This window comes from Anaerotignum sp. MB30-C6, assembly GCF_030908465.1.
Taxonomy (GTDB): Bacteria; Bacillota; Clostridia; order Lachnospirales; family Anaerotignaceae; genus Chakrabartyella.
The window spans coordinates 3,072,228-3,085,743 of record NZ_CP133078.1; the positions used below are offsets into that span (position 1 = coordinate 3,072,228).

Sequence of the window (13,516 nt, forward strand, 5' to 3'; positions counted from 1 at the left end):
CATTGTACAGCCCTTTATTTCAAAATGCAATCCTATCCCTTGCCCATATAAAAGGAACATACTATAATGTAAAAAAAGGAGGTATTCAATATGAGTGTTATTTTTTTACAATATCCAAAATGCAGCACCTGTAAAAAGGCAAAAAATTGGTTAGATACAGCCAATGTGGAATATTTTTCCCGACATATCGTAGAGCAAAACCCTTCTGCCGAGGAATTGGAATTTTGGTGGAAAATGAGCGGATTGCCACTGAAGAAGTTTTTTAATACCAGTGGCCTTGTATACAAAGAAATGGGGTTAAAAGACAAGTTGCCCCAAATGAAGGAAGAAGAACAGCTAGAACTACTCAGTACAAACGGTATGGTGGTAAAACGCCCTTTGATTATTGGGGATGACTTTGTTTTAGTGGGCTTTAAAGAGGATGAATGGCAAAAGTTAAAGTAATGCCTTTAAAACACTTATAACAGACGGAACGCCTTTGTTTTCAATGGGAACTCTTCACTGGAAACAGTGGAAATCCGTTTAAATAAAGGGGCTTATAAACCAATTTACAAGCCCCTTTTGACTTTGAAAGTTTACAACCTGAACAATCACAATAAAAAAAGCATCCCGTCTGCTTCATTTCTCAGAAAGGATGTTTTCTTTTTACAATCTATTCTTCTAAACCCCAACCATTATCATCATGATAAATCATCTGGCGGGTCATACCACCATCAATGCAAATATTTTCTCCCGTAATGAAGCCGGCTTTTTCACTGCATAAAAACAGTACCATATTTGCAATGTCCATAGGGGTTCCCACCCGCTTTACAGGATGCTGCCCTGCATCGGCACCATCATAAACAATCTTTCCCGTTTCTATCCACCCTGGGGATACGGAATTTACCCGAACCCGCCCACCAAGGCTTATGGCCAAGGCGTGGGTCAATGAGGAAATAGCCCCCTTTGCCGCTGTATAGCTTTCTGTGTTTGGCTGGCTCATTCTATCTCTAGAGGATGAAATATTGACAATGGCTGCACCTGGAGCAAAGTAAGAGTTAAATAATTTTGTTAGGTAATAGGGCGCAACAACCCCAACACGCAGGGCATAATCAAAGGCACCATAACCACAAGCATTAATCCCTCCCATGGAAATCATGGCATTATTGACTAAGTAGTCCACCTTCCCATGCTCATCCAGCACCTTTTTTACAAAGGCCTCCAAAGTCTCTCTATCCCCGATATCACCAGTAAAATATAGGTTTTCCTCTCGATCAATGATACAAACTGTGGCTCCTTCTTGTTCAAAGGCCTCCACAATGGCTTTCCCGATTCCCTGCACGCCGCCTGTCACTACCACTACTTTACCTTCAAATTCCATAATCCTATTCCTTTGCAAATGATATTAATGCCTCTGCTTCAGAAGTATCAACAAAATCCATGGGCATTTCCCGACATTTTAGCATTCCTTCTTCCTCCGCACTACGCTGTTTTTTATGTTTTAAATATTGAAACAAAACTGTCAACAATCCTTTATGGGTAAACTTAAGCTTTTTAAAATCCAAGGCTCCTGGAAAAAAGAAAACTTTAGCATGACCAACCAATTCTTCCGTAAGGCTTTGTTTTAAGCCATTTTGTATGGCCTGAATGTTTTCTTCCTTATGAGGATTGGAAAGACTACAGGTAAATAGTATGAACTTCTTGTTACATATGGCTTCTTGATTTTTCTTAAGCCAGTCACTACCGTTTATGGCTCCTGCGTAGATTCCACCGCCATAAATAATGGTTTCATAAGAGGAAATATCTTTTGCCTCATCTGTACTTAGAATATCTGCCTGTATTTTTTCTCCTATATAGTTAGCATACCTTTTTGTACTGCCATACTCGGAACGATAAACGACTGCCGTTTTGCCCATAAATCTTTACCTCCTCAAGTAAAACACTCACACCTACGGTTAAAACTATCTTTCAAAGTCTAATTGCCTTACAATGCAAATCTTGTACTGATTAAGCCCAATTTATTGCCTGAAATCCTAAAATACAGATAAAAATTCCTTTAACGCCGCTAAATCTTCCTGATATGTATCTAATAAAGTCCGATTGTAAATTACCGCCGCAGGGTGATATAACGGAAATAATACCTTTTCTCCCTCTAAGGGGTATGGCTTGCCATGGACATCGCCAATGGTGATACTTTTTTCCCCTGAAACGGCTTTTAAGGGTACATTGCCTAAAGTTACAATTACTTTTGGAGCAACCAACTTTATTTCCTCTTTTAAATAGGGCAGGAAAAATGTGATTTCCTCTCCCGATGGGGGACGATTCACCGCTCTACCCGTTTTGGGGCTTTCTTTTGTTGGACGCAATTTCACTACGTTAGAGATATAAATTTCTTCACGCTTTAAACCAATCACCTCCAAAAAGGAAGACAGGTTTTTTCCAGCTTTCCCAACAAAAGGTCTGCCTTGTTTTTCCTCGTCACCGCCAGGGGCTTCGCCAATCATCATTAATAAAGGGGTGTTTGCTCCCTCCCCAAAAACAAGGGTCTTTTCTCCAAACACAGAATTTTGAAGATTTTGTGTTAATCTTTTTTCAAATTCATATCGTGTATTCATATAAAAAAGCTCTTTCCTTTCCTTATAACGGGAGTTATCCACATATCAACAAGCTTATCCACAGACTTTCTGTTGATAACTTTTTATGTATACCCCAATATCTAGTATTAAAATTTTTCCTTCGACAAATTTTTCATAAAAAAAACCTTGGAATTTAGGGAGATACTTATTATTCATCTTGTGTTGCATAATTTACAAGTGGATAACTTCCACATTATCCACAGACAACTTGTGGATAACTACCCATTTTTCCTATGGTTCTTCATATAATATAAGAATACCAAAATTCCACCAAGGAAGCCACCAATATGTGCAAAATTATCTACACCCATATCTAAAAAGCCAAAAGAAATTGAGGCGAAGGCTAGCAGCAACATCGTCCCATAGTTCATCTGTGTATATTTAGAACCATACTTCTTCGTTAAAATTAACATGGCACCCAACAAACCATAAATAGCACCAGAGGCCCCTATGGCCAAAACATCATGAAATACTACACTAAAAATTCCCCCCATCAGTCCCGAAAGCAAATATAATGTCAAAAAACGCCCTCTACCCAGCAGGCACTCCGCCTTAAAGCCAAAGTAATAGAGAAAAATGCTGTTAGAGACCAGATGGGCTATGCCACTGTGTAAAAACATGGAGGTAAAAAAGCGATAATATTCTCCCTCTAAAATCCCACTTCTACTTAGGCCAAAGGCACGAATGGTGCTTCCGCCCTTTCCCGAAAGGGTGGTGTAAATGAGCAACAAAAGACAAAGGCCAAAAATGCTCATACTTACCCAAGGTTTCCCGCCTTTCATTGCAGGCTCCAAAGGCTTTTGAACCATATCCCCCTTAGAGGCCAATAATAACAGTTTTTCTATACCTAAAAGGCGGTCAGGTTGCCCTTTTTGAACAAAAACCTTTTTTTCTTCCAAGGAATATCGCCAATTGACTGCATGAATCCGCTCATCTATGTAAAAAGGCGGCTGTATCTCTCCATCATCCTCTGATAAGCGTATACAAAGGCTAACCAAATGATTACAACGTATTTCTTCTAATTCGCCTACCTTTTGTTTCGTAAATGTCTCTAAAATATGGGCAGTGGTTTCATTCTCCTGATCAGATATACCTAAAATATATAAAACTGGATTCTCCATGCGAATATAAAGCCCTGAAATCTGATTGCCATTTGTATCTTTTACTGCTTGAAAGCTATGAGCAAGTAACTGCTCATTTAATATTTCTATAAAATTTATTGAGTTATCCACAATTTTCACCTACTTTTTCTATGAAAAAACTCACTGCAAAGCAGTGAGTTTTTATTGATAAGAAATGGGGTTAAATCTTATCGTATAAGGATTTCTTTTCACGTGGCCTTGTAAATAATCAAGTTTTATACACAGGGAAGTCTTGATTATCCACAGGATTATCCACACAAAATATAACACATTAGAAACTGAATGTCAAATTATATATATTTAATTTTTTCTTAAAGAAAGAAGCTTAAAACCAGTAACCCAACAAACCCTGGGGTACCTAATAATCCAACGGTAAAAAGGGTCGCTGGGTTTACCCCCACATGTAACCCAAACCGATTACAAATCCAAAGGCAGCATCCACCAATGGCCGCCGAAAGAATAAAACGGAATAATACCTTTAATGGCTTTGTGAGTGTGGCCAAAGCCAAAATAATCAAACAGCTAATAATCATGACGGATAAAACCTCTGTCATAATCCATTTCTCCCCCTTCTGTATTTTTAGCCTATCTTACGAAAAGGTGCCGTCAACCCCATTTCCTTTGCCGCTTTTAAATAATATTCGTATTTTTTGTGCAAAGCAGTGATTTCGTAAATATAGCTATCTACCAAAGCTTCATCTGTTGCCGCTTCAAATCCCTGCCTTGCGCAGATTAACTTTTTTTGAATTTCCTGAATGGCAGATAAAACCTTTTCACCTTCTGTAAGCACAGCGACTACTTTTTTCTTGCTTTTATTCATCTGCTTGCCTCCTTCCTGTTACCCTAATATAAGCAAAAAAAGTTGATTTTATTCCATTTGGCCACGGTTTTCACATAAGAAAAAGCACTTTTTGCACCTTAACGCACTCAGGAACATTTTATGCAAAAAATGCTTTTACATTTCATTTTTTCATTTTTGTTTTTTTCTAAATAAAAAAATCCCCCCTAATTTAAGGGGAGAGTTGGTTTTAATTTCCCGTAAACTCAGCCGCAACTGGGCTATCGTTTACTAATATAATCAAACGATATTGGGTATCCTTAGACGTATTTCCGCAAAGCACCTTCCAATCATAGCTTAATTCTACCGTTTCACCGGCTTCCAAAGTCGTGGTATCATCACTCCAGGCGGATTGGGCTGTTCCTGTAAATTCAGTCCACTGCCCCTCCTTCATCTGCTCAAAATGATACTCCTGGGTGCTGTATTGCACTGCACTTTCCGTATCGTTTGAAAGGGTAAAGGTCGCCCTAGAACTCTTTAATGTATCTTCATTTAAAGTAAAGGTTATCCCCTCTTCCAAATTTACCTCTGTATAGGCCGTTCCAGCATCTTCACTACCTCCACACGCTGTTAAAAGAATCATCATTACCGAAATCAAAAATATCAAACTTTTTTTCATTTCTTCAATTCCTTTCCAATTTTAATTGTTGCCTACATCTTTTAAGGGAGTAGCTTTATGGTATCACAACCTAGTTTGTCTTGCAAGCAATAGAAAAGGCTTGGCAAAACATTTCACCAAACCTTAATCTTTTTATATTATTTTCTCAAATCATCCAGAAGCTGTGTTTTACCTTCTGTTTTTTCATCCTTCATCTTAATAACTTTGGCAGGGGAACCAGCCACTACTGCGCCTTCAGGCACATCTTCTGTTACAATGGCACCTGCGGCAACAACTGCCTTAGCACCAATCTGTACGCCTTCTAAAACCACAGCATTGGCACCAATCAAAGCACCATCGCCAACTACAACGGGGGTTGCACTGGGGGGTTCCAATACGCCCGCCAAAACTGCACCTGCTCCAATATGAGCGTTCTTGCCTACGGTTGCCCTTGCCCCTAAAACGGCATTCATATCAATCATTGTGCCATCACCAATTTCGGCACCAATATTAATTACTGCACCCATCATAACAACCACATTTTTCCCAATTTTCACTCGGTCACGGATAAAACTGCCTGGCTCAATACGAGCTTCTAAGTTCGTAACATCCAACATAGGTACCGCAGAGTTTCTTCTATCATACTCCATATGATATTCCTGAACATCAGCAGCTTTTGCATCCAAAACTTCTTTCACCAAAGCAAAATCACCAATCACAATCCAGAATTTTTCGTTTCCAAAGATTTTTACGTTTTCTTTTTCTACACCGCTTAAATCACCCTTAACGTAAACCTTTACGGGTGTAACTTTCTTGGCATCCTTAATATATTTTGCAATCTCATAAGGATTTGTCATGTCATAGTTCATCCTTCGTTCCTCCAATCATGATAGTATGACACATATTATATATGAAAAAAAATTATTTTCCAAGGCTCTTCCATAGTTTTTTGTGATACAATGGTAAAAATTATTAAAAAGGAGCGATTTGTTTGCGAAATAAAGTTTTAAAAATGGAGGAAGAACTAAGGCAAATTCGTCGGGACTTGCATCAAATCCCCGAATTAGGCCTTTCAGAGCATAAAACCGCCGCATATATAGAAAACCAGTTAAAATCTATGGGGGTTGACTCCATAGAACGTTGTTTAGAAACAGGAGTAATCGGTGTGATAAAAGGTCAAGGGTTGGAAAAACCCATAGCCTTTCGGGCGGATATGGATGCCCTGACGGTAACAGAGGCACCCCGCCCATATGCCTCTGTTCACGAAGGGCTGATGCATGCCTGTGGACATGATGGCCATATGACCATACTGCTTGGCTTCGCTAAATACCTCATGGCTCAAAAAGTACGACCAAAAGGGGACATCATTTTAATTTTCCAGCCTGCCGAAGAAGGCCCAGGCGGTGCAAAGCTTATGGTTGAGGCTGGTGTTATGGAAAAATATCATATCTCTAAAATCATTGGCTGCCATATCTTCCCCCAAGTACCCCAAGGTAAAATCGCCTGTAAAGCAGGGGGTATGATGGCCAGAAATGGCGAGGTTTATGTGCGTATCCTTGGGAAAAGCGCCCATGGTGCCCAACCACAATTAGGGGCAGATGGAGTGTTGGCGGCAGGTGCTGTCATTTGTGGGCTGCAAACCATTTTGTCTCGAAATATTTCCCCCTTGGATAGCGGCATATTAACCTTTGGCACCATCCATGGCGGAGAAGCTTGTAATATTTTAGCGAAAGAAGTTCGTATGGACGGAACGATGCGTGCTTTTAGCGATGAAGTTTATGAAAAACTTGTGGAAAGAGTAGAAGAAACGGTAAAAAATATCGCCGCCGGTTATGGTTGTGAAGGCATTGTTGAATTTAACCACATGTACCGTGTGGTTGATAACGACCCTGCTTTGGTACAAGCTTTGGAGGAGGCTTGCGGGGAAAACTATATGACCACAACACCCTATATGCTCTCTGAAGATTTCTCCTTCTTCCAACAAGCAGTACCCGGCTTATTTTTCTTTTTAGGTGCAGGAAACCCTGAAAAAGGATTTACCCCCCCCCTCCATAGTGCGGATTTCGATTTTGATGAAAAGATACTATGCCATGGCGTTGATACCTATTTGAATTTATTAGTAAAACTGGGACTGTATGAAAGCAAATAAACCTTTGCACAAGGTTCTAACAAATTAAAAAGAATCCAAGACAATAAAAAAGGCATTCCAATGCCTTTTTTATATTTTACTCCAAACCCTATGAAATCTTACCTAATATAATCTCTAGGGTTACTCTAATACTCCTTTTCCAAAATATTTGCCATTTGGAATATAGCTTTTACTAGAATCAGAAGTCTCTTGTGTGGAAAACCCAGGGATTTCTATTTTGAATTCAAGGTATCCCTCCAAACATCTCACCGCCCTTCTCCAGTGGCTGCCTTTTTTATAAAATGGTTACTTTTGCAACTTTCTTATAAATCCTACAACAATTAACAATGTAAACCAATATTTGTGTAGTTTTTTCCTTTCATTATATTTTTATAGAACAAAAATATATAATAATAAATATATTCTTGCACTGTTTTCTTAGAAAAACTATAGTCATATCATAGTTTATTTAAAAGCTTTAGAATTTCTTAATAAATTATTTAAACTAAATCAATTGACACAAAAATAGTTTTATCATAAAATTAGTTTCATATCGCAAGTTGAAAGAGGAGGATGCTATAATGTCCGAGGTAAGAGGCAAGGAAATTGCTGCGCTCATAATAAACCTGAACGTGAACTTGGTTTGTTGGAGCAGATTACATTTAGAGCAAATTTTTAGTACCAACGGTAAGGAAGAAGGAAAACTAACCATACAGCAATTTAATATACTAATATATATTAGAGATTTTGGAATCAATACTGTTTCCGAAATCTCTAAAGCCTTTTGTCTTAGCAAAAGCAGTACTTCGTTAACTATCTCGAAAATGGTTGCAAAAGGGTATCTAATAAAAGAAGCTCCCGAGGAGGGGGATGATGGTCGAAAAATATATTTCCATTTAACGGAAAAAGGCCACGCTTCTTTGCAAGAAACGGAAAGTACTATAATGGAAGTTGCAGGCCAACACTTTGATTCCTTTGATGCAGAGAAAAGAAAAACCTTATTCAACCACTTATATATGATTAATCATTTATTAATAACAGGAGGAACCGTAAATGAAGGAAAAACTTATACTTTTTAGCCTTTGCACTGCTCTTTTGACTGGATGTGCCGGTGGAGCAAGTGAAGAGGAAGAACCTGTGCTGCGTAGTGTTGAAGTTTCGACCATTGGTAAAGATTCTATCTCCAACAACTTCACCTATTCAGGAAAAGCAGCTCCATCCAAGGAAATCTCTGTTGTTCCGAAAATCCCTGGAGAGGTCATGCATTATAACTTTGAAGTTGGTGATACCGTAAGAGAAAATCAAGTTCTTTTTACCGTGGACTCCTCTCACTTATCTGACCAACTGCGTAGTTCAGAGGCAAGCTACAATGCTTCTAAGCTAAACCTGGAAAACACAGAAAAAATCTACAATAACAACAAGGTTCTTTTTGAAGAAGGCATTATTTCTCAAGCAGAAATAGACCAAATGGAGCTCGCTTATGAATCTGCAAAGGCAAATATTGAAGCTCTGGAAGTGAATCTCGACGTATTGAAAAAGAATATGAGTGATTGCTCCGTGACTGCGCCTATGTCTGGTGTTATCGTGAGCAGAGGTGTGGAAAGAGGCAGTTATGCCAGCCAGTCCGCTTCTGCTTATGTAATTATGGATCTCTCCACAATTAAGGTTGAAGTTGGTGTGTCTGAACAGGCAATCAATACCATTAAAGTTGGTGATGAAGTAGAAGTAAAAATGAGTGCAGTTTCCAACACCCCTTTGGTTGGAAAAATTTCCACTATTAGCCCTGCATCTAATCAAACAGGTACATATTCCGTTAAAATTGAACTAAATAATAAAGATGGTGCCATTAAATCCGGCATGTTAGCCGAAGTTAGCTTCACAAAGGAAGCAGCTGAAGATGCACTGGTATTGCCTAGAAATGCAGTCCTTACAAAAAATAACGAAAATTACATTTATGTCGTAGAAGGGGATACAGCGAAGAAAGTCCCTGTAACCATTGGTATTGAAACAGGAGAAACCATTCAAATCACTTCCGAGTTACCCGAAGGTGCTCAGGTTGTGACCCGTGGCCAAACATATATTACCGATGGCGAAAAAGTAACCATATCAGACCCAGAAGCTGCACCTGCAGCAAGCACCACAGAAGAAGATACGGCAAAGGAGGAATAAACGATGTTATCCAGACTCTCCATCCGCCGACCTGTTACCACAATCATGATCTCTCTGATGGTATTTATTGCAGGTATTGTAGCTTATAGCAGCTTAAACCTGTCTTTAATGCCCAACGTAGACATTCCCGTTGTATTGGTTAGTACGACTTATGTAGGGGCAGGTCCCGAAGAAATTGAAAACTTGGTTTCAAAGCCTCTGGAGGAGGCCCTAGGTACAGTAAATAATGTAGATACTCTTACTTCCATATCCAACGGCGACAATTCCATGGTCGTAGTTGAATTTGTTGATGGTACAGACATTGATATGGCATCTCTGGATTTACGAGATGTGCTAGATCGTACAAAGTATTTACTGCCCGATGATGTAGATAATCCTGTTATCTATAAAATAGACATGAATGCCATCCCCATTTATTTGGGGGTTACTTCAGAAAATTTAGACTTAAATATGCTGAACAACTTATTGGAGGACAATATTGTTCCCCGCTTAGAGCGTATTGAAGGTGTTGCCTCCATCGATTTATATGGTGGCATTGAAAAAGAAGTGCGTATTACCATTGACCCTACCAAGTTAGCAGGCTATAACTTAAATGCCAATATGATTTCACAAGTTTTAGCCGCTGAAAATATGAACCTGCCCTCGGGCACCCTCACACAGGGTGATTCCAAAGTACAAGTACGTACCATGGGACAGTTTTCCTCTATCCAGGAAATTGAAGCTCTGCCAATTGTCACCCCCACAGGAGGAATCATTCAGCTTAGTGACGTGGCAATGGTGGAAGAAACCCAAAAGGATAAAACCACCGTTTCCTATGTAAATAGTGAAAAGGGCATGCTTATCTCAGTAAATAAGCAGTCCACCGCAAACTTGGTTAAAACCAGTGATAAAATACAAAAAGAATTAACCAAGCTTTCCGCTGAATATCCTGAGGTTCAAGTTAGCATTGTGATGGATACCTCCGATTATATTAAAGATTCCATCTCAAACGTAACCCAAACAGCATTCCTGAGTGCCCTCATTGCATTCTTTGTATTATTGCTGTTCTTGAAAAATCCCATTACTGCGGGGATTATTGCCGTATCCATCCCCACATCCATAATGACAACCTTCGCTTTAATGTATTTTGCGGATATGTCATTGAATATTATCTCCATGGGTGGTGTGGCTATCGGTATCGGTATGTTGGTTGATAACTCTATCGTTGTTTTGGATAGTATTTACCAATATTATGAACGTGGATATTCCCCTAAAGAAGCGGCAGAAATCGGTGCCAAAGAAGTTACCATGGCAATCACCGCCTCTACTTTAACAACGGTAGCAGTATTCTTACCGATTGCTTTCGTAAAGGGATCCGTAGGACAGCTTTTACAAAACTTGTCCTTCTCTATCACCTTTGCTTTGCTCTCCTCCCTTGTGGTAGCGGCAACTTTCGTACCAATGGCTTGTGCCTTGCTTCTACAAAAGGATAGAAAAACTAAATTGCGTAAATACGCAAAGTTTACTTCCGCCCTTTCAAAGTGGGATAGCATCTTAGACCGTCTCACCCAGAGTTACGATAAAGTATTACGTTGGGCTTTGGCACATCGCAAAAAAACAGTGGCCATTGTTCTGGCTCTTTTTATCGGTAGCTTGGCAACAGTGCCTATGACAGGCATGGACTTCATGGCAGAATCCGACGAAGGAACTGCAAATATCAACATCAGCCTGCCTAACGGCACCTCAGTGGATACCACAGAAGAAGTGGTACTAGAAGCCCTTTATCTCCTAGAAACCATTCCTGAGGCAGAAACAGTTTATGCCAATATTGGTGCGGATCAAATGGGTAATAAACCCTCTGCTGCAAGCATCTATATGAACATGGTGCCAAAAAAAGAAAGAGATCGCAGCACCTCGGAAATTTGCGAGGAAATTAAAACCCTATTAGGGGATATTCCTGGAATGGAATTAACCGTCTCCGCTTCCAACGCCTCTATGGGCAATATGGGTGGGGCTGATGTAACCTTTAATGTCTATGGCTACGATAACACTATCTTGATGAAACTAGAAGATGAAATTGTAGACCTTTTAAGTAGTATTGAAGGCTTTACCGATGTAGAAGGCTCAACTAACGATACCGTACCTGAAGCAAAGGTTAAAATAGATCGAAATAAGGCTTCTCACTATGGTGTCACTACCTCTGCAATTGCGGGAGCATTGAATACAGCTATCGCTGGTTCCACGGCAACCCAGTATAAGGTGGATGGTTCCGAGTTGGATGTGGTTATCCGCTATGACACAGATCAGTTAAACTATTTAACAGATTTAGATAACCTTACGGTTTCCTCAGCAACTGGTGGTCAAATTCCCCTTTCCTCTGTGGCTTCCGTAGAGATTACTGAAACTGCTGCTTCTATTACCCGTGAAAACCAAAAGAATTATATTAGTATTAACGCCAACACCCCCAAATTAAGTGGGAACGAAGCAAGAAAACTGGTTGATGATACTTTGGCTTCTTACCCCTTCCCCGAAGGTTGTTCTTACGGCTACTCCGGCTCCATGGAAATGATGATGGATTCCTTCCGAAGCCTTATGATTTGTATGGTTATTGCTGTACTTTTGGTTTATATGATTATGGCTTCTCAGTTTGAGTCCTTACGTTATCCTTTTGTCGTCATGTTCTCTATGCCTTTGGCAATTACTGGCGGCATTCTGGGCTTGTTCCTAACAGGCCACACCATAACGACACCCGCCTTCATGGGCTTTGTCATGCTGGTGGGTATGGTTGTAAATAACGCCATCGTTCTGGTTGACTATGCAAATCAGCTGATGGATCGTGGCTTAAACTGTTACGATGCTTTAGTAACAGCAGGCCCCAGACGTTTACGCCCCATCTTAATGACTACATTGACTACCATCTTGGGTATGCTTCCCATGGCAGTAAGCCAACAAGAAGGTGGCGAAATGATGCAGGGCTTGGCAGTTGGTGTTATCTTCGGTCTTGCTTTCTCTACCATTATTACGCTGGTATTTATCCCCGTTATTTACATTTGGATGAACGAACGCAAATCAAACCGTAAGGATAAAAAAGCAGCGAAGAAAGAAAAGAAAGCAGCAAAAAAAGAACAAAAAGCAGCGAAAAAGGCTAGCAAAAAACAAAAAAACGTAACTGTATAGAATAATTTAAGAATTTAGATGTTGCTTTTTCCTTTGAGAAGGCGATATACTGAAAGAAAACAAAGTACCGTTTATTTAAAAATAAACGGTACTTTATATGTGTAGACTAACCAAAGAGAGGACCGTCTTATGAAATTAACCAAATTTTCGGAACATATTTATTATATGGAACATGACCCTGAAACAGACCGCCCTACTTTGGGCTATGTAAAAGGCGAAAAAGGTTCATTTATGATGGATGCAGGCAACTCGGCCGCCCATTACCATCATTTCATAGAAAAGCTAGAAGAAAATAATCTGCCACGCCCTCGTTATCTCTCCTTAACCCACTCACACTGGGATCATAGCTTTGGCCTTTGGGCTACAGAAGCGGCTACCATTGCCGGAGGGAAAACCAATAAAGAGCTAGAAAAAATGTCCCATTGGTCTTGGGATGATGAATCCATGGAAAAACGCTTAGAAACTGGGGAGGATACCGAGTTTTCCGACGAACATATCCGTAAAGAATATAGTCACCGCAGTGATATAAAAGTAAAAGCTGCAGAAATTAGCTTTAACGGCTCTATGACCATCGATTTGGGGGATGTAACCTGCATATTACGAGAAATTGTCTCCCCCCATTGCAGAGACTCGGTAGTATTCATCATTCCTCAAGATGGTGTAATATTTTTGGGAGACTCCTATTGCTCCGTTCCTAAAGGGGAAGTTTGGGTCTATGATAAGGTGCTGTTAATGGCATATATTGATGAGTTGGCAAAAATCGACTTCCGCCTTGCCCTGAAAGGCCATCATCCGCCCCAAACAAAAGAGGAAATTTTGGCAGAATTAAAAGCAGAGTGGAAAAAATTATAACATGCTAACACCCCTTTT

Annotated in this window: 14 protein-coding genes; 6 read left to right on the plus strand and 8 right to left on the minus strand. The window is 39.8% G+C overall.

All coding sequences use genetic code 11. The features are described 5' to 3' along the window. Positions 1-90: 90 nt before the first annotated feature. A complete protein-coding gene (locus RBQ60_RS15095) occupies positions 91-444 on the plus strand; it encodes an arsenate reductase family protein (RefSeq protein WP_307884517.1) in 354 nt (117 codons plus the stop codon). Positions 445-652: 208 nt separating this feature from the next. Here the strand turns inward: RBQ60_RS15095 and RBQ60_RS15100 are convergent, their stop codons facing one another. From RBQ60_RS15100 to dapD, 8 genes are all read right to left on the minus strand, one after another. After that, complete coding sequence (locus RBQ60_RS15100; RefSeq protein ID WP_307884518.1) at positions 653-1,360, minus strand: SDR family oxidoreductase; 708 nt, start codon at positions 1,358-1,360, stop codon at positions 653-655. Positions 1,361-1,364: 4 nt separating this feature from the next. After that, positions 1,365-1,895 (minus strand): flavodoxin domain-containing protein, encoded by a 531-nt coding sequence (locus RBQ60_RS15105; protein WP_307884519.1) that lies wholly within the window; start codon positions 1,893-1,895, stop codon positions 1,365-1,367. A gap of 117 nt (positions 1,896-2,012) precedes the next feature. Then, the gene (locus RBQ60_RS15110) at positions 2,013-2,594 is read right to left on the minus strand and encodes a uracil-DNA glycosylase (protein ID WP_307884520.1); all 582 of its coding nucleotides are present in this window, start codon (positions 2,592-2,594) and stop codon (positions 2,013-2,015) included. A gap of 239 nt (positions 2,595-2,833) precedes the next feature. Continuing rightward, positions 2,834-3,847 (minus strand): rhomboid family intramembrane serine protease, encoded by a 1,014-nt coding sequence (locus tag RBQ60_RS15115; RefSeq protein ID WP_307884521.1) that lies wholly within the window; start codon positions 3,845-3,847, stop codon positions 2,834-2,836. A gap of 221 nt (positions 3,848-4,068) precedes the next feature. Next, complete coding sequence (locus RBQ60_RS15120; RefSeq protein WP_307884522.1) at positions 4,069-4,311, minus strand: pro-sigmaK processing inhibitor BofA family protein; 243 nt, start codon at positions 4,309-4,311, stop codon at positions 4,069-4,071. A 26-nt stretch (positions 4,312-4,337) separates the two neighbouring features. Further along, positions 4,338-4,577, minus strand: coding sequence for a DUF2508 family protein (locus tag RBQ60_RS15125; protein ID WP_307884523.1), 240 nt, complete (start codon positions 4,575-4,577; stop codon positions 4,338-4,340). Positions 4,578-4,785: 208 nt separating this feature from the next. After that, a complete protein-coding gene (locus RBQ60_RS15130) occupies positions 4,786-5,214 on the minus strand; it encodes an immunoglobulin-like domain-containing protein (RefSeq protein WP_307884524.1) in 429 nt (142 codons plus the stop codon). Positions 5,215-5,351: 137 nt separating this feature from the next. After that, positions 5,352-6,062, minus strand: a complete 711-nt coding sequence (gene dapD / locus RBQ60_RS15135) for a 2,3,4,5-tetrahydropyridine-2,6-dicarboxylate N-acetyltransferase (RefSeq protein ID WP_307884525.1) — start codon at positions 6,060-6,062, stop codon at positions 5,352-5,354. 122 nt (positions 6,063-6,184) lie between these two features. Between dapD and RBQ60_RS15140 the strand changes: the two genes are divergently transcribed. The 5 genes from RBQ60_RS15140 (at position 6,185) to RBQ60_RS15160 (ending at position 13,498) form a co-directional block, all read left to right on the plus strand. Continuing rightward, entirely contained in the window at positions 6,185-7,342 is a 1,158-nt protein-coding gene (locus RBQ60_RS15140; RefSeq protein ID WP_307884526.1) for a M20 metallopeptidase family protein, read from the plus strand. Between the two features lie 560 nt (positions 7,343-7,902). Further along, positions 7,903-8,400 (plus strand): MarR family winged helix-turn-helix transcriptional regulator, encoded by a 498-nt coding sequence (locus RBQ60_RS15145; RefSeq protein ID WP_307884527.1) that lies wholly within the window; start codon positions 7,903-7,905, stop codon positions 8,398-8,400. Then, entirely contained in the window at positions 8,375-9,490 is a 1,116-nt protein-coding gene (locus tag RBQ60_RS15150) for an efflux RND transporter periplasmic adaptor subunit (protein WP_307884528.1), read from the plus strand. The genes RBQ60_RS15145 and RBQ60_RS15150 overlap by 26 nt, the downstream gene beginning before the upstream one ends. A 3-nt stretch (positions 9,491-9,493) precedes the next feature. After that, positions 9,494-12,646, plus strand: coding sequence for an efflux RND transporter permease subunit (locus RBQ60_RS15155; protein WP_307884529.1), 3,153 nt, complete (start codon positions 9,494-9,496; stop codon positions 12,644-12,646). Between the two features lie 129 nt (positions 12,647-12,775). After that, positions 12,776-13,498, plus strand: a complete 723-nt coding sequence (locus tag RBQ60_RS15160; RefSeq protein ID WP_307884530.1) for an MBL fold metallo-hydrolase — start codon at positions 12,776-12,778, stop codon at positions 13,496-13,498. Positions 13,499-13,516: the final 18 nt, after the last annotated feature.

Excerpts from the sequence above, each read along its gene's own strand:
- RBQ60_RS15100 (WP_307884518.1), bottom strand. The coding sequence starts at position 1,360 with ATGGAATTTGAAGGTAAAGTAGTGGTAGTGACAGGCGGCGTGCAGGGA.
- RBQ60_RS15130 (WP_307884524.1), bottom strand. The coding sequence starts at position 5,214 with ATGAAAAAAAGTTTGATATTTTTGATTTCGGTAATGATGATTCTTTTA.
- RBQ60_RS15145 (WP_307884527.1), top strand. The coding sequence starts at position 7,903 with ATGTCCGAGGTAAGAGGCAAGGAAATTGCTGCGCTCATAATAAACCTG.
- RBQ60_RS15120 (WP_307884522.1), bottom strand. The coding sequence starts at position 4,311 with ATGACAGAGGTTTTATCCGTCATGATTATTAGCTGTTTGATTATTTTG.
- RBQ60_RS15155 (WP_307884529.1), top strand. The coding sequence starts at position 9,494 with ATGTTATCCAGACTCTCCATCCGCCGACCTGTTACCACAATCATGATC.
- RBQ60_RS15160 (WP_307884530.1), top strand. The coding sequence starts at position 12,776 with ATGAAATTAACCAAATTTTCGGAACATATTTATTATATGGAACATGAC.
- RBQ60_RS15125 (WP_307884523.1), bottom strand. The coding sequence starts at position 4,577 with ATGAATAAAAGCAAGAAAAAAGTAGTCGCTGTGCTTACAGAAGGTGAA.
- RBQ60_RS15150 (WP_307884528.1), top strand. The coding sequence starts at position 8,375 with ATGAAGGAAAAACTTATACTTTTTAGCCTTTGCACTGCTCTTTTGACT.
- RBQ60_RS15105 (WP_307884519.1), bottom strand. The coding sequence starts at position 1,895 with ATGGGCAAAACGGCAGTCGTTTATCGTTCCGAGTATGGCAGTACAAAA.
- RBQ60_RS15110 (WP_307884520.1), bottom strand. The coding sequence starts at position 2,594 with ATGAATACACGATATGAATTTGAAAAAAGATTAACACAAAATCTTCAA.
- RBQ60_RS15095 (WP_307884517.1), top strand. The coding sequence starts at position 91 with ATGAGTGTTATTTTTTTACAATATCCAAAATGCAGCACCTGTAAAAAG.
- dapD (WP_307884525.1), bottom strand. The coding sequence starts at position 6,062 with ATGAACTATGACATGACAAATCCTTATGAGATTGCAAAATATATTAAG.